Origin of the sequence: Brevundimonas sp. CEF1, from assembly GCF_051353055.1 — a bacterium.
Taxonomy (GTDB): Bacteria; Pseudomonadota; Alphaproteobacteria; order Caulobacterales; family Caulobacteraceae; genus Brevundimonas.
Map to the genome: position 1 here is coordinate 731,910 of NZ_CP195593.1, position 22,259 is coordinate 754,168.

Genomic DNA, 22,259 nt, shown 5'->3' on the forward strand with positions numbered 1-22,259 from the left:
CCCGGTTCGCTCCTGTCCTGACGACAGTTTTCGACAATAAGAGGTTTGAGTGCCCATGGTTCGACAGTTCAACGCCGTGGACGAGGTCCGCAAACACCCTGGAATCACGGCGGGCGTGGTGGCCGTTCTGGCCGGGATCGGGATCGCCGCCCTCCTGCTGAACCAGCGGTCGGGTCCGACCCGCTATGAGCGGCTGCGCGAACGCGTCGATCCGCGTGGCTGGTTCGACGCCGAGGCCCTGCGCCATCGCTTCGACGACATCGCGCGCGGCGTCCGCCACGGCGCCGAGGACCTGGGCCACCGCGCCGCCGATTTGGGCGACTACGCCGGCGAGCGGGCGGGGCGCTTCGGCCACGACGCGAAGGCGCGGGCCGAGCACTGGCTGTCCGGCTCGCGCAAGAAGGCGCGCAAGCCGATGAAACGCTACGCCAGGCAGGCGCGTCGCTATGCCGAGGACGCCGGCGACTTCGCCCGCGACCACGCCAAGGAGGGCGGCGCCCTGCTGGCCGTGGCCACCATCGCCGCTGCGATCGGGGCCGCCGCGCTGGAAAGCCGGCGCAAGGGCGATTTCGGCAAACTGTGAGGCTTTTGGAAAATTCGTGCGGAAAGGGGGGCTTTGGTCCCCCTTTTTATTGCTGCAGGTGCGAAGGTGGGCTAGGTGCGGCGCATGACTTCGCCCGTCTTCATCTTCGACTTCGATTCCACCCTGGTGCGCATCGAGACGCTTGAAGCGCTCGCTGACATCGCCCTGTCCGACGCCCCCGATGCGGCCGCCCGCAAGGCGGAGATCGCGGCCCTGACCGATCAGGCCATGTCGGGTCAGGTGGACTTCGGCACGGCCCTGCGCCGCCGTTTGGACCTGCTGGCCCTGACCCGCGGTCACGTCGAGACCCTGACGGACCGCATTCTGGACGAGGCCGGCGCCTCGATCCGCCGCAACGTCGACTTCTTCGAGCGCCACGCCGAGCGGGTCTATATCCTGTCGGGCGGCTTCCGCGAGGTGATCGCCCCCCTGGCCGCGCGTCTGGGGATCGCCGCCGATCACGTCCTGGCCAATGATCTGATCTATGACGCCGAGGGCCGGGTGACGGGCGTGGACGACGCCAACCCCCTGTCGCGCGACAACGGCAAGCCTGAGGTCATCAAGGCCCTGAACCTGACCGGCCCTGTGGTCATGGTCGGCGACGGCTGGACCGACGCCGAGGTCAAGCTGGCCGGCGCGGCTGACCGCTTCTACGCCTTCACCGAGGTCGTCAGCCGACCCAAGGTGATCGAGGTCGCCGACGCGACCGCCGCCTCGTTGGACGAGGTCCTGTTCGCCGAGGGCGTGTCGGGCCGCTGGTCCTATCCGCGCAACCGCATCAAGATGCTGTTGCTGGAGAACATCCACCCCGCCGCCGTCGAGCGGCTGGAGGAGGCGGGCTATTCCGTCGAGACCATGAAGGGCGCGCTGGACGAGGACGACCTGATCGAGGCGATCAAGGGCGTCCATGTTCTGGGCATTCGCTCCAAGACCAATGTCAGCAAACGGGTGCTGGAGCACGCCGACCGCTTGCTGGCCGTCGCCGCCTTCTGCATCGGCACCAATCAGATCGATCTGGAGGCCGCCGCCGAGCATGGCGTGGCCGTCTTCAACGCGCCCTATTCCAACACCCGCTCGGTGGTCGAACTGGCCATCGGCCTGACCATCGTCCTGATGCGCGACGTGGCCGACAAGTCGGCGGCCATGCACCAGGGCCAGTGGAACAAGTCGGCGACTGGTTCGCGCGAGTTGCGCGGCAAGACCCTGGGCATCGTCGGCTATGGCGCCATCGGCTCTCAGCTGTCGGTCCTGGCCGAGAACCTGGGGATGCGGGTCATCTTCCACGACCTGTCGGAACGTCTGGCCCTGGGCAACGCCCGGCGGATGCGCTCGCTGGACGCCCTGCTGGCCGAGGCCGACGTGGTCAGCCTGCATGTCGACGGGCGCAAGGACAACACCCTGATCATCGGCGCGGCCCAGTTGGCGAAGATGAAGCCGGGCGCCCTGTTCCTGAACCTGTCGCGCGGTCACGTCGTCGATGTCGACGCCCTGGCCGAGGCGCTGCAGTCGGGCCGCATCGCCGGCGCAGCGGTCGACGTCTTCCCCGAGGAGCCGCGCACCAACGCCGACCCCTTCGCCAGCCCCCTGCAGGGGCTGAAGAACGTCATCCTGTCGCCCCACATCGGCGGCTCGACCGAGGAGGCCCAGGAAGCCATCGCCGAGTTCGCGGCCGAGCGCCTCCTGGGCTATCTCAACCGGGGCGACACCACCTTCTGCGTCAACCTGCCGAACGTGCAGTTGGCCGAGGTGTCGCGCGCCCACCGCCTGCTGCACATCCACAGGAACCAGCCCGGCGTCCTGGCCGAACTGAACCGCGCCCTGTCGTCGGCGGGGCTCAACATCCTGGGTCAGCACCTGAAGACGGACGAGCGCACCGGCTACGTCATCACCGACGTCGATCGCGACTATGATCCCGAGGTGCTGAAGGTGCTGCGTGACCTTCCGGGCACAGTTCGCTTCCGTATGCTTCACTGATCGCTGTTCAGCTTCCCTTGGGGCATCTTGCGTTGGCGGCAAAGCAGCGCATCCTCCCCATAACGACCGCATACTGACGGTCGAGGGAGGAACACCGATGTCTCGTCTTCTTCGCGGAGCCGCCTTGGCGGCGCTGACTCTGGCTGCTGTCTCGACCGCGAGCGCGGCTGGGGCCCAGAGCTACAACCGATTGGTCGTCTTCGGCGACAGCCTGTCTGACAACGGCAATCTCTACGCCGCGACGGGGGGAACGACGCCGACTTCGCCGCCCTATTATCAGGGGCGATTTTCCAACGGGCCGGTCTTCACCGAGCTGCTGGGCTTCAATGTCGGGCGCTATGCCGCCGGCGCGCCGGTGACGGGCAGCATCAACTACGCCTTCGGCGGCGCCCGGACCGACAGCGCCGCCTCGCCCCCCGGCATGCGCAATCAGCTGCTGGCCTATACCGGCGGCGGCGGGAAGTTCGGCGCGGGTGATCTGGTCAGCATCCTGGGCGGCGCCAACAACATCTTCCAGGGCATCCCGGCGGCCGCCGTGTCGGCCAATCCCCAGGCCAGCATTTCCGCCGTGTCCCAGGCCGCGGCCGTGGACATCAACTTCATCGTCAACAGCGTGGCCGCCGCCGGCGCGGGGACCATCCTGGTGACCAACCTGCCGCGCCTGGGCACGACGCCCCAGTTCAATCAGGGGCCGGGCCTTCCGGCCAAGCCTCTGGCCGACTACGCCGGGACGACCTTCAATAATGCGCTGCTGACCGGCCTGATGACGACGGCGGCGGGCCAGCCCAACACCAACATCATCATGATGGACCTCTACAAGATCAGCGACACCCTGTCGGCCAGTCCTGATCGGTTCGGTCTGACCAACGCCAAGGACGCCTGCTTCAACGGCGTGACCGTCTGCTCCAGCCCGGACAGCTATCTCTATTGGGACGGCGTTCACCCGACGGCGGCGGGGCATCGCCTGATCGCGCGCCTGGCTAACGACTACCTCTACTACGGCGATCTGGGCTCGCAGACGGCCGTGCTGGGCGAGACGGCCTGGCGTCACCGCGAGGACGCCCTGGACGGCTCGACCGCCAGCCTGTCGGGTCGTGACGCCTGGACGGCGGGGACCTCCATCTCGGTCGCGGCCCTGGCGGATCGCACCAAGACCGACGCGCGCGGCGCTATCGGCGAGGCGACCTCGGACGGCTACGGCGTGCGGATCGCCCTGGAGTCGGGCACCGAGACGATGAAGTTCGGCCTGGCCGGCAGCTATCGCAACGCCGATGTCGATGCGGGCAGCCTCAATGTCGATCTGGATAGCTTCGGCCTCGACGTCTACGGCGGCTGGCGCTCGGGCGACCTGTTCGTCAACGCGGCGGCGGGCGTGGCCCAGGACGACTTCAACGACATCAGCCGCCTGACCTCCCTGGCCCCCATCGTCCACACCGGCTCGACCCGCGGCGTCAGCACGGGTGCGCGTCTGCAGGGCGGGATGTGGTTCGACATGGGCGGGATCGCCCTGTCGCCCCGCGCCGCCGTGGCCTGGATCAACAGCGACGTGGACGGCTTCACCGAACAGGGCGTCGCGGCCCAGTACGCCTATCAGGACCGCTCGGTTCAGGGCGCGACCGCCGAGATCGCCCTGCGCGCCGAGGGCGGGATCGACCGCTTCCACTTCTTCGCCGAGGGCGGCTATCGCGACAGCCTCAGCGACGACGGCGACGCGGTCCGCACCGGCATCGCCGGCAACCCGGCGCAAGTCCTGGCGCGTGACGTGGATCAGCCCTGGGGCGGTCAATTCCTGGCCTCGGCGGGCATCGAGGGCACGATCATGGACCGTCTCAAGGTCTCCATCGGCTACAAGGGCCGCTTCGGCGATCAGGCCGACAGCCACATGGGCGGGGTGCAACTGACCCTGCCGCTGTAAGCCGTCAGACAGACGGGGGAGGGGCCGCGCGGCGCAGGTCGCGCGGCCCCTTTCGCGTTCCGGCGCGTTCCGGTTCCCGGCGTGCGACGCCTTGTCGCCCCGCGCGCGCCCCATTCGCGTCCCGGTGTGATGGCAAAAGACGAGCAACCCCGGCCGTCGGCGACTGCTTTTCCGCCACCTGCGCTGCCTGTTTCGCGTGACCATGACGGCCCTCCCGCTCGCAGTTTGAGCGCCCGGAGTGCAGTTTCAGTATGCGTTTTCTTCCCCCGGCCGTGAGGCCGTTTGCGATCCGTTTCGGCCAGACCAGCGTCGTCGCCGTCACCGCCGTTCTCGCCATGGCCGGCGCCCCCCTGGGCGCCGCCGGTCCCGCCCCGGACAAGGTCGAGGACCTGTCCGCCCCCGCCGCCCCGCCGGTTCAGGCCGTGGCCAAGCCCGCCGGTCCCGTCACCCGCAAGGTCCTGTTCGAGGCCCCGGTGAAGGGTTACCGCATCAACTCGGCCTTCGGCCTGCGCAAGCTGGCCATCGAGGCCAAGGCCCGCGCCCACAAGGGCGTCGACATCGCCGCGCCCAAGGGCACCAGCGTCTATACGACCGCCGAGGGCCGCGTGGTCCGCGCCGGCTTCCAGGCGGGCGGCTATGGCAACTTCATCGAGGTCAAGCACCCCAACGGCCTCAGCAGCGTCTATGGCCACCTCAGCCGCATCGACGTCCACACGGGTCAGCAGGTCGCCTCGGGCGAGCGCATCGGCCTGGTCGGCTCGACTGGCTATTCGACCGGCCCGCACCTGCATTTCGAGGTCCGTCGCAACGGCGGTCAGGTAAACCCGACCAAGGTCGTCGGTCAGGCCTTCGACGTGAAGGTCAGCGTCCCGACATAGGCGGCGTTCGGATCATGACCGATCCGTAATGTAAAATGCCCTTTCCATATGCCACGCCGCACCGCTAGGATTCCTGTTCGACGGTTGCGAGGGGAAACGGCATGACGGCGGCGCTTACGCTTGATGGGATCAGCAAGAGATACGGCGGCTTTCAGGCTGTCTCGGATCTGAGCTTCGAGGTCGAGAAGGGCACGATCTGCGGCTTCCTCGGCCCCAATGGCGCGGGCAAGACCTCGACCCTGCGCATGATCCTTGGTCTTCAGCCCGCCACCTCCGGCCGGATCGAGATCCTGGGCGCCGACGACGGACGCAAGGTGCGCGACCGCATCGGCTTCCTTCCCGAGGAGCGCGGCCTCTACAAGAAGATGACCCCGGTGGACGCCATCGCCTTTTTCGGCGGCTTGAAGGGCCTGCCCGTGGCCGAGGGGCGCAAGCGCGCCCGCGACATGCTGACCCAGATGGGCCTCGGCGACGCGCAAAAGAAGAAGATGAAGGACCTGTCCAAGGGCATGGCCCAGAAGGTCCAGCTGATCGCCTCGGTGGTGCATCGCCCCGAGTTCGTCATCCTGGACGAGCCCTTCTCCGGCCTCGACCCGATGAACCAGCAGGGGCTGGAGGCCATGATCCGGGCCCTGGCCGCCGACGGCGCCACCGTCCTGTTCTCGACCCACGTCATGCAGCACGCCGAGCGCCTGTGCGACAAGGTCGTGCTGCTGGCCCGCGGCAAGAAGGCCTTCGAGGGCACGGTCGATCAGGCCCGCGCCACCTCGCCGCGCTTCCTGGAGCTTGAGGGGGCGCTGGACCCCGCCGCCGTCTCGGCCCTGCCGGGCGTGTCGGGCGTCGAGGTGCTGCACGATCATGACGGCGCCCGCACCCTGCGCGCCGGCCTGGTCCAGGGCGCGGGCGGGCAGGAGGCGCTGAAGTCGGCCTTCCTGACCGGGCTGGACGTGCGCCGCTTCCAGATCAAGGAGCCGACCCTGCACGACGCCTTCATCGCCCTGACCGGCGATCACCCGGACGAGGACCAGAGCGTCTCTCGCGATGCGCTCAAGGCGGAGGCCGCCCGATGAACCGCACTCTTCTGATCGCGCGCCGCGAGTTCATGGCCTACGCCAAGACGGTCGGCTTCTGGCTGTCGCTGCTGGCCTTCCCCCTGTTCGGCGCCCTGGGCGGGGCCATTCCCATCATGATGAGCCATGCCGAGCCGACGCGCTCGGTGGCCCTGGTGGACGAGACGCCGTCCGGGTCCGGTCTGGCCGCCGCCGTGCGTCAGTCGCTGGAAAACGAACAGGCGCGCGGCGACATCAGCGCCCTGCGCATGGCCGCCATCCCCGAGGCGGGCGTGGCCGGCGGCGACCGGGTGCGACAGGTCGCCGAGACCGAAGGCTATGAGGCCGGCGTCGCCGCCCTGAAGCGTGAAGCGCCGCGCGCCGGCGCCAAGTTCGAGACGCCCAAGCGCAGCCTGACCCTGGTCGCGGCCCCCGCCGAGATCACGGCCGCCGCGCCGGGCGAGGCCCGCGACGCCCTGGCCCGCCGCTACCTGACCGACGATGCGCCGGAAGGCCAGAAGCTGAGCGGCATCGCCTTCCTGACCGAAACCAAGGGCCAGCCGGGCGCCCGCGTCTGGACCGCCCGCGCCACCGACGACGCGGTCGAGGACGCCGTCCGCGACGCCCTGAAGGACGCCAACCGCCGTCAGGTTTTCGCCGCCAGCGGCATTGACCCGGCCGTGGTGGCCCAGACGGACCGCTTCCGGCCCGACCTGTCGGTCTTCTCGCCCAAGGCCGCGTCGGGCGGCGAGGTCTCCTTCCGCGACAAGCTGCCGACCGTGGTCGGTCTGGCGGTCGGCTTCATCCTGTGGTCGCTGATCATCACCGGCGCCTCCATCCTGCTGAACAGCGTCATGGAGGAGAAGTCGAACAAGATCCTCGAGGTCCTGCTGTCCTCGGCCTCGGCGACCGAAATCCTCACCGGCAAGGTGCTGGGCGTGGCCATGCTGACCCTGACCGTCCTGATCGCCTGGGGCGGCCTGGGCGGAATCGGCCTGATCGCCGCCGCGCCCGACGTGGCGCGCGACATCGGCTCGGTCCTGCTGAGCGACGGCCTGCTGATCTACTTCCTGCTGTTCATGGTCGGCGGCTATCTGATGTATGCGGTGCTGTTCGCCGCCATCGGCGCCTTCTGCGACACGCCGCGCGACGCCCAGACCCTGATGGGGCCGATCATGATGGTGCTGGTCGTGCCCCTGCTGGTCATGCAGATGGCCATCCGCACGCCGGACGCCACCGTGGTCAAGGTGATGAGCCTGATCCCGCCCTTCACCCCCTTCGTCATGGCGGCGCGCGCCCCCAGCGGCCCGCCGATGATCGAGATCGTCGGCGCCCTCATCGGCATGTTCGCCTTCGCCGCCCTGATGATCTGGGTCGCGGGCCGCGCCTTCCGCGCCGGCGCCCTGTCGGACGTCAAGCTGAACTGGAAGAGCTTCCTCGGCGCCGTCCGCGGCGGTCACTGAGGCCAGGCAGCCGAAGCCGCTCCAAAATCCTTCTCCCCTTGCGGGAGAAGGCGCTCAAGCAGCCAAAGGCGATAGCGCACTAATATCCTTCTCCCCTTGCGGGAGAAGGTGGCGGCCGCAGGCCGACGGATGAGGGGTCTCGCAACATCTGCTGACAACCGACCTTCATCCCACCGCCAGCAACCCCTCATCCGAGCCCTTCGGGCCCACCTTCTCCCGCAAGGGGAGAAGGGAAAACGCGCGAGCTTTCACAACCCACCCCGCCAATCTCTGAAAATCAGCGGGATCGCGCGACGCTCAGGTCAAACAACTCGCCGCACCCCCAACCCCTGCCATGCTTCCTCCCGTCCCGTCGCAAGGGAGGGCTCGCTCGGCCGGCGAACCGAAGCGGCGGCGGGGGCGGAGAGAACGGGGGTCTTGTCGAGCCTCTCGCCCTCCATCGCGCGCGCCGGGCAAGGGAGCACCCAGCGGAAGGCGGCGACGGAGTGCGGGCGGTTCTCCATGCGACGTCTCACGACAGCGCATGACGTGGTCTCAAGCCGCGCGAACGCGCGTTAGACCACAAGAAAGACAGACGCCGCAGAGACCTAGAGACGGGGCGTTCGACCCGTCCGCCAGAGAGGTCTCGGTCAGGGTCGCGGGGGTTACGCGGACCGTTCCAGGACTGCACGCCGGTGCAGCCTGCCCGTCATGGGCGCCGGGGGTAGCCGCAAAGAACGGCGCCTGCCCCGAGCTCATGAACAACTCTTCGCGCGGGGCGTCTGTCTTCGTCGAAACGGTATTACTCAATCACTCCGGGCGAAGGCCCGGCGTCCCGTCTAGCCCTTCCACCGCCCGCTGCGTCAGCGAGGCGGACGCCGGCGCTCAAGCAGCCCGAAGGGCGATAGCGCACTCAAGAAGTTCCTTCTCCCCTTGCGGGAGAAGGTGCCCCGCAGGGGCGGATGAGGGGTTTCTGGACGGTGGATGAAGGCGACCATCGGTCAACCGGAACGTGACCCCTCATCCGTCTCGCTGCGCGAGCCACCTTCTCCCGCAAGGGGAGAAGGACAACACCCAGCGCTCTTTTGGCCAACGGCCTCGAGTTCGGCCAAAGAAAAGGCCCGCTCCGGTTTCCCGGGGCGGGCCTTGATCTTTCAGCCTGTGGCTGGGGCCGTATTAACGGCCGCCCGGCGTGCGGGGCTTCGGAGCCGGCAGCAGGCCTTCGCGCTGGGCGCGCTTGCGGGCCAGCTTGCGAGCGCGGCGAACGGCTTCAGCCTTCTGGCGAGCGCGCTTTTCCGAGGGCTTCTCGAAGTGCACGTGGCGCTTCATTTCACGGAAGCTGCCTTCACGTTGCATCTTCTTCTTCAGGGCTTTCAGCGCCTGATCGACATTGTTGTCGCGAACGAAAATCTGAACCAGGGTTATCTCTCCTTTGGCCGCCCGCCGCGTCCTTTCGAAGGGAGACGGGCAGACAAAATAAAAACTCTCCCGAAAGGCAGGGCTCTCGGATGAAGGCGCGCTGATACACGACGAGCGGGGGCCTGTCCAGATCGACACAGGCAATCGTGATGGGTCGAAAAGCCCCGAGGACAGGACTATTCTGGGGATATGACCGAGACCGCTGACGCCGCCGCTCCCAAAACCGACTGGGCCTCCCGCATGGAGCAGGCCGTGCTGGACGCCGCCATAGAGCGCGCGCCCGCCCTGGGCTGGAACAGCCGCCTGGTGCGCGCCGCCTGCGAGGCGAACGGCCTGTCGCTGGGGGACGAGGAGCTGCTGTTGCCGAACGGCGCGCGCGACCTGGCCGTCCTGCTGTCGCGTCGTCACGATTCGCGGGCGCTTCAGGCGCTGGAGGCCACGCCCGCCGCCACGATGAAGATTCGCGAGCGAATCGCCGCCGCCGTCTCGGCGCGGATGGAGGCGGGGGCGCAGGACATAGAGGCGGCCAAGCGCTGCGCCGGCTTCCTGACCCTGCCGACCAATGTGGACCTGGGCTTCAAGCTGGCCTGGGAGAGCGCCGACCACCTGTGGCGCTGGGCCGGGGACACGGCGACCGATCAGAACCACTATTCCAAGCGCGCCATTCTGGGCGGCATCCTGATCCCCGCCCTGACCATGCGCTGGTTCGAGGGACGTGAGGCCGCAGAAGCCTTCGTCGCCCGCCGCATCGAGAACGTCATGGCCTTCGAGAAGTGGAAGGCCGGCAAGGACTTCGACGCCCCGATCAAGGCCGTCACGGACGCCCTGGGGCGGCTGCGCTACGGGGCGAAGGAAGAGACACCCTCGACCTGACATCAGCCGTCATCCCGGCCGCAGCGAAGCGGAGAGCCGGGACCACTCAAAGTGCAGACGTCTGAGTCTGTCGCGGTCCCGGATAGCGGCTGCGCCGCTTCCGGGATGACGGATCAGATCGCGCCCAACACCCGGTTCACGTGCGCCATCTTGCGCCCGGCGCGGGCCTCGTGCTTGCCGTAGAGGTGCAGGCGGGCGTTCGGCTCGGCGGCCAGAGCGCGCCACTGATCGACCTCGTCGCCCAGCAGGTTGGTCATCTCGATGCGGGCGTGGGCTTCGGTCGGGCCCAGCGGCCAGCCGACGATGGCGCGGACGTGCTGCTCGAACTGGTCGCAGACGCAGCCGTCCTGGGTCCAGTGGCCGGTGTTGTGGACGCGCGGGGCGACCTCGTTCACCAGCAGGACGGGCTTTCCTTCAGAATCGGCGCCCATGTCGAACAACTCGATGCCCATGACGCCGACGTAGTCGAGGCCGTCGAGGACCGCCGAGGCGATCTCCACGGCGCGGGCCTGCGTCTTGGCATCGACGGCGGCGGGGGCCAGGGTGGTCTTCAGCACGCCGTTGGCGTGGATGTTCTCGCCCAGCGGATAGACGGCGACGACGCCGTCGTGGCCGCGCGCGGCGATGACCGACAGTTCGCGCTGGAAGACGGCGGCGGCCTCCAGCACGGCGGGGCGGCGGCCGATGGCGTCGAAGGCGGCCTCGGCGTCGGCGGCGTCGCGGATCCAGACCTGACCCTTGCCGTCATAGCCCTCGCGCCGGGTCTTCAGCACGGCGGGCAGACCCAGCTTGTCGATGGCGGTTGTCAGGTCGTCCAGCGTCGCGACGGCGGCGAAGTCGGCGGTCACGGCGCCGACGGCGTTCAGATAGGTCTTCTCGTCCACACGGTCCTGAGCCACGGCAAGCGCCGTGGGTCCCGGCGCGACCAGGGCGCCGGCTTCGGCCAGGGTCTCGACCGACGAGGCCGGGACGTTCTCGAACTCGAAGGTGACGACGTCGCATAGACGACCCAGGGCCTGCAGCGCGTCGGGATCGTCATAGGGGGCGGTGATCTGGGCGCGCGAGACGCGGGCGGCCGGGCAGTCTGGCTGCGGGTCGAGAATCACCACGTCGAAGCCGAGGCGCGAGGCGGCCTGGCTCAGCATCCGGCCCAACTGGCCCCCGCCGAGAATGCCGAGGGTCGATCCGGGGGGCAGGGGCAACTGGGGCAAGTCAGTCCTCGACGGATTCGGCGACGGATTCGGTCTGGGCGGCGCGGAAGGCGCTCAGACGCTCGGCGAGAGCGGGGTCTGACAGGGCCAGGATTTGCGCCGCCAGGATGCCGGCGTTGGCGGCGCCCGCCTCGCCGATGGCCAGGGTGGCGACGGGCACGCCGCCGGGCATCTGAACGATGGAGAGCAGGCTATCCATGCCCTTCAGGGCCTTGGACTGAACCGGCACGCCCAGCACGGGCAGGTCGGTCATCGAGGCGGCCATGCCGGGCAGGTGGGCCGCGCCGCCGGCTCCGGCGATGATGACCTTGTGGCCCGCCGCTTTTGCATTGGTGGCGAAGTCATAGAGACGCTGGGGGGTGCGGTGGGCGCTGACGACCTTGGCTTCCCAGGCGACGCCCAACTGATCCAGGCGTTCGGCGGCCAGCTTCATCGTCGGCCAGTCGGACCGGCTGCCCATGATGATGGCGACGGGCGGCGTCGAGGCGGTCATGCGCAAAGGCTCCCACACGGAAAGCGGCCCGTTACAGCACGCGCGTTGCGCCCGCAACCAAGGTCGTTAGAATCATCGGCGTCGCGAGGGCCTGAGTCGCCCGGGATTCGCGTCGCCGGAGCCTGACTTGACCGACGTGGCCGAACCGACTGCAGAGACCGATCTGCACGCCGAGATCGAACGGCTGCGCGCCGAAGTCGCCGCCCTGACCGCCCGCGCCGAGACGGCCGAGGCCCTGGCCGATCACGATGTCCTGACGCCGGCGCTGAACCGGCGCGGCTTCATGAGCGTGCTGAACCGCAGCATGGCCTATTGCCGCCGTCACGAGGTCGAAGCGGCGCTGCTCTATCTGGACATGGATGGGTTCAAGGGCGTCAACGACGGTCTGGGCCATGCGGCGGGCGACGCCGCCCTGATGGCCGTGGCGGACCTGCTCTTGGCCAATGTGCGTGAGTCCGACGCCGTCGGGCGCCTGGGCGGCGACGAGTTCGCCCTGCTGCTGATGAACGCGGGCGTGGATGAGGGCCGTGAAAAGGCCAGGCGCCTGTCGGCGGCTCTGGAAACCGAGGGCTTCGTCTGGGAGGGCTCGACCGTGGCCCTGGGCGGCTCGTTCGGCGTCCGCGCCTATGCCGGCCAGACCGATCCCGAGGTTTGGCTGTCCGAAGCCGACGCCGCTATGTGGCTGAGGAAGAAGGCGCGCTGATGGACTGGCCGACCGCACAACGAGAATGGATCGGTGCGGTTGTGGTCGTGGGGCTGACCTATGTGGACGCGGGCGGAGAGTTCCTCCGCCAGGAACAGGTCCACGGACTGATTGTGTCCGTTGATCCGGTAAACGGCATCGAGCTCGACTTGTCGGGCAGTCGGATGGGGGAAAGCTACTGGCTTCCGCCGGAGCTCGGCGCTTTTGAAGTCGCAAGGCCAGGGGAGTATCGCCTGCGATCGACGGGAGAGATTGTCCGAGACCCGGACCTGCTCTCCACTTGGACTTTGCAAGCGCCTGCCGACAGCTAGGCGATGATGTCGGGCAGGATGCGGTCTTCGACCTTCACGATCTCGTCGCGCAGAGCCAGTTTTTTGCGTTTCAGGCGCGCAATCCGCAGCTGATCGGGGATGGGCATGTGGCCGAGGGCCTCGATCGAGGCGTCGAGGTCGGCGTGCTCCTGCAGGAGCGCCTTCAGCGTATCGCGAAGCTGCTTGTCCTCGTCGGACAGGAAAGGTTGGTCGTCGTTCATGGCTCGCCCCGGAAGCTCCGTCTTATAGCTGACCGACCGTCAGGCGGGAAGGCGATCCGCCAGGGTCGTTAGGGCCGGGCGCGGCACCACGCGAGCCCATAGCTTCGCCGTCTCGGCCAGACCGTCGATGGCGCGCCGCGGAGCGCCGGACGGAGCAGGGGCCAATGCCTCGAGTTCCAGCATCAGACGGCGTTCGGCGTCCAGCTCCAGCGCCTTGACCTGCTGTCTCAGGGCCTCGCGATGGTCATTCTCGACGTCGGGAATGGGGGCTTTCAGCGTGCGACGAACGGCGCGAAGCGGGCTGACGATGACGCTGTCATAGGCGCGAGCCACATCGCAGGCGGCCTCGATCGTCTCCTCGTCCGGGCGGCGACCGGTGACGGCGACCCAGGCCGCCCACAGCAGCAGCGGCACGTTCTGCTCGTTGTGGTCTTGCAGGCTCAGGCAGGCCTCGGCCACGCCCGGCGCCTCATAGGCGGCGACGGCCCAGGTCCACAGGTCGCTCATGTGTTGAGGCCTTCCCAGCGGCGGACGGCCGACCAGTCCAGGCCGAACAGGTCCAGGGCTCGGCCGACCGACTGGTCCACCATCTCGGCGATGCTGGTCGGGCGGGCGTAGAAGGCGGGCAGGGGCGGGGCGATGGTCGCGCCCATCTCGGCCAGGGACGTCATGGTGCGCAGGTGGCCCAGATGCAGCGGCGTCTCGCGCACCATCAGCACCAGCGGGCGGCGCTCCTTCAGCACCACGTCGGCGGCGCGGGTCAGCAGGGTCGAGGTCACGCCGGTGGCGATCTCGCTCATGGTCCGCACCGAGCAGGGCGCGACAATCATGCCCATGGTGCGGAACGAGCCCGAGGCGATGGCGGCGCCGACGTCGGCCAGTTTGTAGGTCACGTCCGCCTTCGACAGCAGGGCGTCGGGGCTCAGATCCGTCTCCTGCGACAATGTGAGCAGGGCGGCTTTCGTGACGACCAGATGGCTCTCGACGCCCAGTTCGCGCAGGGCGTCCAGCACCCGCGCGCCATAGACGACGCCCGAAGCGCCAGAAATTCCAACGACCAATCGCGGGGGCGTCGGGTTCCGTATGGTCGAGTTCACATCATCGGCCATTTTGCCTTCCACAGTCTCCGTGTTCGGAGCGACTCGGGGTCACCGCAATGTGATTCCACAGGCTGTCGTTCCGGGCGCTCAGTGTAGTGGTCCCTAAGACATGGAGGCGCAAGCCATGACGATCGAGGCTCGTATTCGCGAACTGGGAAATCGGCACAGGACGCTGGACGAAACCATCCAGCAGGAGACCCGCCGACCCACCGCGGACCCGACACACCTCAGGGAACTCAAGCAGAGAAAGCTCAGGCTGAAGGAAGAAATCACTAGTCTGGAGGCCAGGACCCACTAGGCCCGCCTCCGAAAACAAAACGGCCCCGAAGAGCGATCTTCGGGGCCGTTTCCATGTTCAGGTCGGAACGATCAGTCGTCGTTCTTGCCGAAGACCGACTCGGCGGTCGGCTCGGCGCCGGGGCGCACGCGCTCTTCCGGGACGAATTCAGGCTCTTCGGGCTCGGCTTCGATGGCCTGCAGCACGCCGCCGCCGTTCTTGGCGTCGTCCTTGGCCTTCTTGTCAGCGGCCTTCTTGACGATTTCGTCCAGTTGCAGCTGACCGACCAGGCCGAGGGTCACGGGATCGACCGGCTTGATGTTGGCCGAGTTCCAGTGGGTGCGGTTGCGCACGGTCTCGATGGTGGACTTGGTCGTGCCCAGCAGCTTGGCGATCTGGGCGTCGGTCACTTCCGGGTGGTTGCGCACGAACCAGGCAATGGCGTCCGGGCGGTCCTGACGGCGCGACACCGGGGTGTATTTCGGGCCCGTCTTGGACGGCTTCAGCAGTTCGGCGTGGCGGCTGACCACGGCCTTCATGCGGTAGTCGGGGTTGGCTTGCGCCTTTTCCAGTTCCTCACGCGTCAGTTGACCGCCGGTGACCGGGTCAACGCCGCGGATGTCGCGGGCCACGTCGCCGTCGGCGATGCCGCGCACTTCCAGCGGGTGCAGGCCGCAGAAGTCGGCGATCTGCTCGAACGAGAGCGAGGTGTTGTCCACCAGCCAGACCGCGGTGGCCTTGGGCATCAGAATGTCGGTCATGGGGCGTGCGTCCCGGCGTTTGCGGCTCGAAAACCGAGCGTTTGAATCGACGGCGCCCGACCTTTCGGCCGGGCGCTGAGAGCTTCTGTATAGGCTCATTCGCGGCAAAAGAAAACGCTGTCCGAATATGGCGTACAGCCAAGGTTCATCCAGAATGTTGAACAGTGAGCCCCATAGCGCGTTGTGCGCCAAGGATCAGGAAGGACAGCTCACATGAGACAGTTCGCGATTTTCGCCGCCGGCGCGGTCATGGCCTTCGGCGGCGCCGTCGCCGTGCCGTCCGGCTCGGCCGAGGCGCAGGCTATGCAGCGCGGCGCCCCGCGCGGCAGCTACGCCCAGTCCTGCTCCGGCAGCTATGTCAATCAGGGGCGTCTGTATGCGGACTGCCGCGACCGTCGCGGCAACATGCGCGAGACCTCGATCGAGCTGGCGCGCTGCTCCAGCAGCGACATAGGCAACGATAACGGTCTGCTGGTCTGCTACAACCATCGCGGCGACTATGAGAACAATGGACGGCCGGGCGGCAACAATGGCGGCGGCTGGGGCGGAAACAACGGCGGAGGCTGGGGTGGCGGCAACAACGGTGGAGGCTGGGGCAATAGCTCGATCACCGTCTATACCGACGCCAACTATCGCGGCCGGTCGATGAGCTTCCGCGAGGCGATCCCCAATCTGCGCAACAGCGGCCTGAACGACGCCATCAGTTCCATGCGTCTGGGACGCGGCAGCTGGGAAGTCTGCGAGGACGCCAACTATCGCGGTCGCTGCGAGGTCATCAACGGCGACGTGAGCAATCTGGGCCGCAGCGGCATGAACGACAGAATCTCTTCGCTTCGTCCCCTGCGCCGGGGCGGCAACTGGTAGAGCTTGAAACGGGAGGCTTCGGCCTCCCGTTCTTCATTAGAGCCTAGAGGGTCAGGACGATCTTGCCGACATGGTCGCCAGCCTCCAGTCGGTGATGGGCGGCGGCGGCCTGATCCAGGGGGAAGGTCGCCTGAACCTGGGCCTGCACGGCGCCGGCCGCGACCCAGGGCCAGACCGTCTGCTCGACGGCGGCGGCCAGGCGGGCCTTTTCGTCGGCGGGACGGCTGCGCAGGGTCGAGCCGGTCAACACAATCCGCTTCAGCATGACCCGCATCAGGTCGATCTGGGCCAAGGCGCCGGTCAGGGTGGCGATGACGACCCAGCGTCCGCCAGGCTTGAGCGCATTCAGGTTCAACTCGGCGTAGGCCGCGCCGACCATGTCCAGCACCACGTCCGCCCCGCCCTCGGCCTTGATGGCGTCCAGCAGGTCGCCCGTGGCGTCCAGGCTGACATCGGCGCCCAGGAGGCGCGCCGCCTTGGCCTTGGCGGCCCCGCGCGAGGTGGCGATGACGCGGGCTCCCGCCGCCTTGGCCATCTGGATGGCCATGACGCCGATGCCGCTGGTGGCGCCGTGGATCAGCAGGGTCTCGCCCGCCTTCAACCCGCCGCCCTCGAAGACATTGGCGAAGACGGTGAAGGCGGTCTCGGGCAGGGCGGCGGCCTGTACGAAGTCCAGACCCTCGGGGACGGGCAGGGCGTGCCGGGCGTCGACCTGGGCGTAGTCGGCGTAACCGCCGCCGCCCAGCAGGGCGCAGACCCGGTCGCCGACGCGCCAGCGCGTGACGTCCTGGCCCACTGCATCGACCTCGCCGGCGATTTCCAGCCCCAGGATGTCGGAGGCGCCCGGCGGCGCGGGATAGCGGCCTTCGCGCTGAACGATGTCGGGTCGGTTGACCCCGGCGGCGCGCACGCGGATGCGAATTTCGTCCGCTGCGGGGTTCGGCAAGGGGCGTTCAGCCAGGCGCAGGGCGTCGGCGGGACCCTGGCCGCCTTCGATCTCGATGACCCGCATGATGTCTCCGCTGCTTGCAATCCTTGTCATAGGGGCGTTTTCATACGGGTTCGTGCGGTCGCTGACCACGGAGGCGATGATGTCGTTCGAAGATCTGGAGCCCAGACCCCAGGGCGGCGAGGCGTTGAAGGCGCTGGTCCGCGAGGACCTGGACCTCTTCGCCGTGGACGAACTGCATGAGCGGATCGCCGCGCTGGAGGCCGAGATCGCGCGCTCGAAGGCCGCCATCGACGGCAAGTCGTCCAAGCGCAGCGCCGCCGACGCCCTGTTCAATTTCCGCTGACAAGCCTCTCCCGCGTTTTCGTAATCCGTGGCATGACGATTGCAGTTCCGGTCCGTGCGGAGTCGTTCTGACCCGCGAGTTTGACGGACGCGCGTGACGTTTCATGGGTAGGACCGAGTTGACCGCCATCGACGCTGACATGGTCGGATTGCGTTCGCGCAGCGCTGAGGTGCTGGATTTCGCGCGTTCCGAACTGTTCGACCGCACCTTCCGTGAGGGCATGGAGCTGGTCGAGGAGACCGCCGCCTATCTGGACGGCGACGGGCGTCAGGATTCGCGCCTGCTGTCGCGCGCCGCCGCCCTGGCCTATGCGGGCGAGAGCATGAAGCTGACCACACGGCTGATGCAGATCGCGTCCTGGCTGCTGGTTCAGCGGGCTGTGCGCGAAGACGACATGAGCGCCGACGCCGCCTGTGAACCGCGCTATCGGCTGGCGGACCGCAAGGTCGAGAACGAGCCCAGCCACCGCGAACTCCCCATCGCCCTGATCGAATACGCCGTGCGCGCCGAGAAGCTCTACGACCGCGTCCTGCATCTGGACCAGCGCATGTATCTGGGTGGCGACGAGGAGCAGCCGGTCAATCCGGTGCAAAGCCAGCTGGATCGCCTGCAGGCGGCCTTCGGGGGCTGAGCCTCAGCCGAGGCGGAAGCGAATCTCAAAGCTGACACGGCCGGGGACGGCGACGCCGTCTGCTTCGCGCGGCACGGCTCGCGCCCTTTCGGTCGCCTTCAGGGCTTCCTTGGCGAACTCATAGTCTGGCCGGGAATTCACCTCGACCCGGCAATCAGCGAAACGCCCCTCGGTCGTCAGAAGGCAGTCGAGCCGGACGTCCGCGCCCTCTACGCCGTCCGCAAGGGCCTTGGCTGGAAACTCGGGGAATGGTCTTGAGCGCCAGATCGGCGCAGGGGCCTGGGCAGGCTCCTGCGCGATCAGAGTCGTGGCCAGGATCATGGCCAGCATGAAGTCGCCTACGGCCCGACGTCGTTGGCGTCGCTGGGGCCGTCGGCGATGACGCGGGGCAGGTTGACCGCGATGCCCAGCGCCTGGGCCAGCTTCTCATCCCGACGATAGACGTCCTCGCGGAAGGCGACGCGGCCCTGACCGTCGACGAAGGCGGTCCAGTAGAGCAGGCGCACGGCGATCTCGCGGCCGGTGGTGACGCGGGTGGTTTCGCGGCTGTCCTGGGCGGTGTCGAACTGGGCCAGCTTGGCCGGATCGGGCTGCAGCAGCAGGCGGGCGAACTCGACCGCGTTCTGCACGCGGACGCAGCCGTGGCTGCGCTGACGCACCGACAGGTTGAAGGCGCCCTTGGAGGGGGTGTCGTGCAGGAAGATGGCGTAGCTGTCGCGCAGTTCGAACTTCACATAGCCCAGCGACGACTGCGGTCCGGCGCGCTGCACCACCCAGCCGTCCTTGTTGATATACATGTCGTGGGCGGCCAGGTAGCCGGGGCCCTTGGGCAGGATTTCGCGGCGGGCGATGCCCATGGGCACGGTCCAGGGCGGGTTGGCCACGACCGAGGCGAAGGGTTTTTCCAGGCTGGGCGTCTGGTTCTCGTTCGAACCGACGACGACGCGGTTGGAGTGAACCGGCTTGCCGTCCTTCCAATAGACCATGATGGCGGCGGCGGTGTTGACCTCGATCCGCTCGGGGTTCAGGTCGCGCTTCAGCCAGCGGCGGCGTTCCAGGTTCAGCGCGATCTGCCGCGCGCGGTCTTCGGCCGTGGCGCCGAGCGAGCGCTGGGTTCCGGGGCCGATCCGACCGTCCGCGCCCAGGCCGTGGCGCGTCTGGAAGCTGCGGACCGCCTGCTGCAGTTCCGAACCATAGGCCAGGTTGCCCTTGAGCCGCTCGCCGGCGGCGGCGCTGAGGTCGCCCTCGGCCACCAGGCGGGCCACCAGGGCGGGCATGCGGTTGTCGCTGGTTCCCGGCTCGATCGTGCCGCCCTGGCGGAAGGCGGGCCAGCCGCCGGCGCGGGTGATGCGGCGATAGCGGGCGTAGCCGGCCGACAGGTTGGTGTAGCCGATGTCGGTCGGGGCCAGATTGTCGAACCACTGGCTCAGCTGGTTGGCGCTGACCGCCTGGGTCAGGCCGCGCGGGATGTCCACGCTGTTCTTCTGCATCTCCCACAGGTCCTCGACCGTCTCGGGACGGACGCGGCCCTCGGCCAGGACGCGGGCATAGGTCACGGCGGCGGCGGTAGTGCGGATCTCGGCCGAGCCGGGATCGGCGGCCAGGCCGACGAAGTCGAAGAAGTCCCCGGCGGGCAGGGCGTGGCGCTCGGCCCCGGCGGCGACTTCCTGGAGCACGCGCAGGCGGTCGGCGGTCCAGATCGGTTTGCCGCCGGTCAGTTGATAGACGGCGCGGACGTCGGCCTGCACGGCCTCGGGCAGGCGGCCGGCCTGGGCGTCGAACCCGGCGATGAAGACCTGGGGGTCGACCGATCGGGTCTGCGCCAGTGCGGAGGAGGCCGCGCCAAGGGTCAGGGTCGTCGTCGCGACGCCAAAGCCCAATTCCCGTCGGTTCATTCTAAAGCTCTTCAAGTCCGGTCCGGCGCCAGACCCGTCGTCTGCGCCCCGAAGGATCGAACGCCTCCATGTTATCGACGTTCCGGACAAACAAAAAGCGCCGGCCCTTCGGACCGGCGCTCCTGTGGCGACTATGTCGCAGCCTGTAGGGCTTACTTCTTGATGAAGCCGCCGAACTTGTTGTTGAAGCGCGACACGCGGCCGCCGCGGTCCAGCATCTGGGCGTTGCCGCCGGTCCAGGCGGGGTGGGTCGACGGATCGATGTCGAGGGCCAGCGAGGCGCCTTCCTTGCCGTAGGTCGAACGGGTCTGGAAGGTGCTGCCATCCGGCTTCACAACCGTGATGAAGTGGTAGTCGGGGTGCGTGTCCGCTTTCATGGGTCTGATCCGTCTCTGCGCTTCGACGATGCCGACCGTCAGTGCGCGTAAATAGAGAAACCCGCCGAGGCTAAACGGCGGGAATGAGCGGCGGCGTTTACACCGGGGGGCGTTCCGGGGCAAGAGCGCGGCTATGACCCAAGTTTCTTCGCCTTCCGCATCGCAAGACGCCGCCGCCCGGGGGCGCCCCGGCGCCGGGGCCCTGCTGGCCGAGCAGATGGAGGAGGCGGGCGGCAAGCGCGCCAAGACCCGCAACATCAAGCCCCTGGCCCAGTTGCTGCCCTTCATGATGCGGCATCGGCTGGACGCGGCGATCGCGGGCCTGTGGCTGATCGGCTCGACCGTGGCCTCGCTGGGGCTGACGGCGACGGCGCGCGGGGCCATCGACAACGGCTTCGAGAACGGCGGCCGGGACATCAACACCTGGTTCCTGATTCTGGGCGCCAACGCCCTGATTCTGGGGCTGGCCACGGCCTTCCGCTATTTCTACGTGACCAAGACGGGCGAGCGGGTCATCGCCGATCTGCGCACGGCCCTGTTCAAGCGCATCCTGACGCTGGACCCGGTCTTCTTCGCCCATATGCGGACCGGCGAGGTGCTGTCGCGTCTGACGACGGACATTCAGCTGGTGGACACCCTGCTGACTACCTCGGTCAGCTATGCCCTGCGCAACTTCCTGACCCTGATCGGTGGGGTGATCCTGCTGTTCTTCGTCAGCCCCAAGCTGACGGGCTTCGTCCTGCTGATCGTGCCGGTGCTGATCGTGCCGCTGTTCATCTTTGGCCGACAGGTGCGCAAGCTGACGGTCAAGTCGCAGGACACCTTCGCGGGCGCCGTGGGCTTTGCGGGCGAGAGCGTGGACGCCATCGAGACGGTCCAGGCCTTTGGCCGTGAAAAGAGCGCCATCGGCCGCTTTGGCGCGGCGGTGGAGGAGGCCTTCGGCGTCTCCCTGACCCGGATGCGGGCGCGGGCGGTCATGACGGCCCTGATCATCACGGTGATGTTCGGCGGTGTGACCCTGGTGCTGTGGCTGGGGGCGCAGGACGTGATCGCCGGGACCATGACGCCGGGGGCCCTGCTGCAGTTCGTCCTGCTGTCGGTCTTCGCCGCCGGCGCCGTGGGCGCCCTGGGCGAAAGCTGGGGCGACGTGCAGAAGGCCGCCGGGGCCATGGAGCGGATCGACGAACTGATGCGGGCCGTGCCCGCCATCGCCCCGCCTGCGACGCCGGTCGTCCTGCCGCAGCCGCCGCTGGGCGAGGTGTCCATGTCGGCGGTGGACTTCGCCTATCCGGGCCGTCCCGACCTGCCGGCGCTGAAGGGCTTCAGCCTGACCGTGCGTCCGGGCGAGACCGTGGCCCTGGTCGGGCCGTCGGGGGCGGGCAAGTCGACGGTCTTCCGCCTGTTGCTGCGCTTCTATGATCCGCAGTCGGGCCTGGTCTCGGTGGATGGGGTGGACGTGCGTTCGGCCGATCCGGTCGAGGTGCGCGACCGCTTCGCCTGGGTGTCGCAGGAGGCGCCCCTGTTCTCGGGCTCGGCGCTGGAGAACATCCGCTTTGGCCGCGAGGCCGCGACCCTGGCCGAGGCGCGTATGGTCGCCGACGAGGCCCAGGCGCTGGGCTTCATCGAGGCCTTGCCGCAGGGCTTCGACACGCCTCTGGGCGAACGCGGAAAGAGCCTGTCGGGCGGTCAGCGCCAGCGTCTGGCCATCGCGCGGGCTTTGGTGCGCGAGGCGCCGATCCTGCTGCTGGACGAGGCCACCAGCGCTCTGGACGCCGAGAACGAGCGTCTGGTGCAGGCGGCGCTGGATCAGGCCATGGAGGCGCGCACCACACTGGTCATCGCTCACCGCCTGGCCACCGTCCTGCGGGCCGACCGCATCGTCGTCATGGATGGCGGCAAGGTGGTCGAGGAAGGCACTCACGCCGAACTGACGGCGCGCGGCGGGCTCTATGCGCGACTGGCGGCCCTGCAGTTCCAGGGGACGTAG

At 68.2% G+C, this 22,259-nt stretch carries 25 protein-coding genes; 14 read left to right on the forward strand and 11 right to left on the reverse strand.

Going from position 1 to position 22,259, the window contains the following annotated elements; translation table 11 throughout:
• Positions 1-55 precede the first annotated feature (55 nt).
• The 6 genes from ACR9FL_RS03725 to ACR9FL_RS03750 all read left to right on the forward strand — a co-directional run bounded on the left by ACR9FL_RS03725 (position 56) and on the right by ACR9FL_RS03750 (position 7,862).
• The gene (locus ACR9FL_RS03725) at positions 56-583 is read left to right on the forward strand and encodes a hypothetical protein (protein WP_296174884.1); all 528 of its coding nucleotides are present in this window, start codon (positions 56-58) and stop codon (positions 581-583) included.
• Positions 584-667: 84 nt separating this feature from the next.
• Positions 668-2,557, forward strand: a complete 1,890-nt coding sequence (serA, locus tag ACR9FL_RS03730) for a phosphoglycerate dehydrogenase (protein ID WP_297934035.1) — start codon at positions 668-670, stop codon at positions 2,555-2,557.
• Between the two features lie 97 nt (positions 2,558-2,654).
• Complete coding sequence (locus tag ACR9FL_RS03735; RefSeq protein WP_436357212.1) at positions 2,655-4,472, forward strand: autotransporter domain-containing protein; 1,818 nt, start codon at positions 2,655-2,657, stop codon at positions 4,470-4,472.
• A gap of 251 nt (positions 4,473-4,723) precedes the next feature.
• On the forward strand, positions 4,724-5,350 hold the full coding sequence (locus tag ACR9FL_RS03740; protein ID WP_436357214.1) for a M23 family metallopeptidase: 627 nt from the start codon (positions 4,724-4,726) through the stop codon (positions 5,348-5,350).
• A gap of 101 nt (positions 5,351-5,451) precedes the next feature.
• Positions 5,452-6,420, forward strand: coding sequence for an ABC transporter ATP-binding protein (locus ACR9FL_RS03745; RefSeq protein WP_436357216.1), 969 nt, complete (start codon positions 5,452-5,454; stop codon positions 6,418-6,420).
• A complete protein-coding gene (locus tag ACR9FL_RS03750) occupies positions 6,417-7,862 on the forward strand; it encodes an ABC transporter permease (RefSeq protein WP_436357217.1) in 1,446 nt (481 codons plus the stop codon). Before ACR9FL_RS03745 ends, ACR9FL_RS03750 begins: the two co-directional genes overlap by 4 nt.
• Positions 7,863-9,017: 1,155 nt before the next feature.
• On the opposite strand, the gene rpsU is transcribed toward ACR9FL_RS03750, so the two are convergent.
• Positions 9,018-9,260 (reverse strand): 30S ribosomal protein S21, encoded by a 243-nt coding sequence (gene rpsU / locus ACR9FL_RS03755; protein WP_105562988.1) that lies wholly within the window; start codon positions 9,258-9,260, stop codon positions 9,018-9,020.
• 189 nt (positions 9,261-9,449) lie between these two features.
• On the opposite strand from rpsU, the gene ACR9FL_RS03760 reads away from it, so the two are divergent.
• Positions 9,450-10,133: a COQ9 family protein gene (locus ACR9FL_RS03760; RefSeq protein WP_436357218.1), complete on the forward strand. Its 684-nt coding sequence runs from the start codon at positions 9,450-9,452 to the stop codon at positions 10,131-10,133.
• A 113-nt stretch (positions 10,134-10,246) separates the two neighbouring features.
• Here ACR9FL_RS03760 and ACR9FL_RS03765 read toward each other — a convergent pair whose 3' ends face one another.
• Positions 10,247-11,344 (reverse strand): 5-(carboxyamino)imidazole ribonucleotide synthase, encoded by a 1,098-nt coding sequence (locus ACR9FL_RS03765; protein WP_436357219.1) that lies wholly within the window; start codon positions 11,342-11,344, stop codon positions 10,247-10,249.
• Between the two features lies 1 nt (position 11,345).
• On the reverse strand, positions 11,346-11,837 hold the full coding sequence (gene purE / locus ACR9FL_RS03770) for a 5-(carboxyamino)imidazole ribonucleotide mutase (RefSeq protein WP_436357221.1): 492 nt from the start codon (positions 11,835-11,837) through the stop codon (positions 11,346-11,348).
• Between the two features lie 136 nt (positions 11,838-11,973).
• On the opposite strand from purE, the gene ACR9FL_RS03775 reads away from it, so the two are divergent.
• Positions 11,974-12,540: a GGDEF domain-containing protein gene (locus ACR9FL_RS03775; RefSeq protein WP_436358115.1), complete on the forward strand. Its 567-nt coding sequence runs from the start codon at positions 11,974-11,976 to the stop codon at positions 12,538-12,540.
• Positions 12,540-12,851, forward strand: coding sequence for a hypothetical protein (locus ACR9FL_RS03780; RefSeq protein ID WP_436357222.1), 312 nt, complete (start codon positions 12,540-12,542; stop codon positions 12,849-12,851). Before ACR9FL_RS03775 ends, ACR9FL_RS03780 begins: the two co-directional genes overlap by 1 nt.
• Here ACR9FL_RS03780 and ACR9FL_RS03785 read toward each other — a convergent pair.
• The 3 genes from ACR9FL_RS03785 to ACR9FL_RS03795 are packed head-to-tail and all read right to left on the reverse strand — an operon-like array spanning position 12,848 to position 14,181.
• Positions 12,848-13,072 carry a YdcH family protein gene (locus tag ACR9FL_RS03785; protein ID WP_105562869.1) on the reverse strand — a complete coding sequence of 75 codons (225 nt, stop codon included), beginning with the start codon at positions 13,070-13,072 and terminating at the stop codon, positions 12,848-12,850. The two genes, ACR9FL_RS03780 and ACR9FL_RS03785, sit on opposite strands and share 4 nt — an antisense overlap.
• Before the next feature lie 39 nt (positions 13,073-13,111).
• The gene (locus tag ACR9FL_RS03790; RefSeq protein WP_436357224.1) at positions 13,112-13,579 is read right to left on the reverse strand and encodes a TIGR02444 family protein; all 468 of its coding nucleotides are present in this window, start codon (positions 13,577-13,579) and stop codon (positions 13,112-13,114) included.
• Positions 13,576-14,181: a UbiX family flavin prenyltransferase gene (locus ACR9FL_RS03795; RefSeq protein WP_436357225.1), complete on the reverse strand. Its 606-nt coding sequence runs from the start codon at positions 14,179-14,181 to the stop codon at positions 13,576-13,578. The genes ACR9FL_RS03790 and ACR9FL_RS03795 overlap by 4 nt, the downstream gene beginning before the upstream one ends.
• 115 nt (positions 14,182-14,296) lie before the next feature.
• Here ACR9FL_RS03795 and ACR9FL_RS03800 point away from each other — a divergent pair, with 115 nt between their 5' ends.
• Positions 14,297-14,470, forward strand: coding sequence for a YdcH family protein (locus ACR9FL_RS03800; RefSeq protein ID WP_292084299.1), 174 nt, complete (start codon positions 14,297-14,299; stop codon positions 14,468-14,470).
• Positions 14,471-14,541: 71 nt separating this feature from the next.
• Here ACR9FL_RS03800 and ACR9FL_RS03805 read toward each other — a convergent pair whose 3' ends face one another.
• Positions 14,542-15,210: a DUF1013 domain-containing protein gene (locus ACR9FL_RS03805; RefSeq protein ID WP_296177866.1), complete on the reverse strand. Its 669-nt coding sequence runs from the start codon at positions 15,208-15,210 to the stop codon at positions 14,542-14,544.
• 213 nt (positions 15,211-15,423) lie between these two features.
• Here ACR9FL_RS03805 and ACR9FL_RS03810 point away from each other — a divergent pair, with 213 nt between their 5' ends.
• The gene (locus ACR9FL_RS03810) at positions 15,424-16,074 is read left to right on the forward strand and encodes a beta/gamma crystallin-related protein (RefSeq protein ID WP_436357226.1); all 651 of its coding nucleotides are present in this window, start codon (positions 15,424-15,426) and stop codon (positions 16,072-16,074) included.
• Between the two features lie 43 nt (positions 16,075-16,117).
• On the opposite strand, the gene ACR9FL_RS03815 is transcribed toward ACR9FL_RS03810, so the two are convergent.
• Positions 16,118-17,086 carry an NAD(P)H-quinone oxidoreductase gene (locus ACR9FL_RS03815; protein WP_436357227.1) on the reverse strand — a complete coding sequence of 323 codons (969 nt, stop codon included), beginning with the start codon at positions 17,084-17,086 and terminating at the stop codon, positions 16,118-16,120.
• A 79-nt stretch (positions 17,087-17,165) separates the two neighbouring features.
• Between ACR9FL_RS03815 and ACR9FL_RS03820 the strand changes: the two genes are divergently transcribed.
• Positions 17,166-17,369: a DUF1192 domain-containing protein gene (locus tag ACR9FL_RS03820; protein ID WP_296177863.1), complete on the forward strand. Its 204-nt coding sequence runs from the start codon at positions 17,166-17,168 to the stop codon at positions 17,367-17,369.
• 103 nt (positions 17,370-17,472) lie between these two features.
• Positions 17,473-18,000 (forward strand): protease adaptor protein RcdA, encoded by a 528-nt coding sequence (rcdA, locus tag ACR9FL_RS03825; protein ID WP_436357229.1) that lies wholly within the window; start codon positions 17,473-17,475, stop codon positions 17,998-18,000.
• A gap of 3 nt (positions 18,001-18,003) precedes the next feature.
• Here the strand turns inward: rcdA and ACR9FL_RS03830 are convergent, their stop codons facing one another.
• The 3 genes from ACR9FL_RS03830 to rpmE all read right to left on the reverse strand — a co-directional run bounded on the left by ACR9FL_RS03830 (position 18,004) and on the right by rpmE (position 20,272).
• A complete protein-coding gene (locus tag ACR9FL_RS03830; RefSeq protein WP_296177861.1) occupies positions 18,004-18,330 on the reverse strand; it encodes an energy transducer TonB in 327 nt (108 codons plus the stop codon).
• Positions 18,331-18,338: 8 nt separating this feature from the next.
• Positions 18,339-19,895 (reverse strand): L,D-transpeptidase family protein, encoded by a 1,557-nt coding sequence (locus ACR9FL_RS03835; protein WP_436357230.1) that lies wholly within the window; start codon positions 19,893-19,895, stop codon positions 18,339-18,341.
• A 152-nt stretch (positions 19,896-20,047) separates the two neighbouring features.
• Positions 20,048-20,272 (reverse strand): 50S ribosomal protein L31, encoded by a 225-nt coding sequence (rpmE, locus tag ACR9FL_RS03840; RefSeq protein WP_105562861.1) that lies wholly within the window; start codon positions 20,270-20,272, stop codon positions 20,048-20,050.
• A gap of 133 nt (positions 20,273-20,405) precedes the next feature.
• On the opposite strand from rpmE, the gene ACR9FL_RS03845 reads away from it, so the two are divergent.
• On the forward strand, positions 20,406-22,259 hold the full coding sequence (locus ACR9FL_RS03845) for an ABC transporter transmembrane domain-containing protein (RefSeq protein ID WP_436357231.1): 1,854 nt from the start codon (positions 20,406-20,408) through the stop codon (positions 22,257-22,259).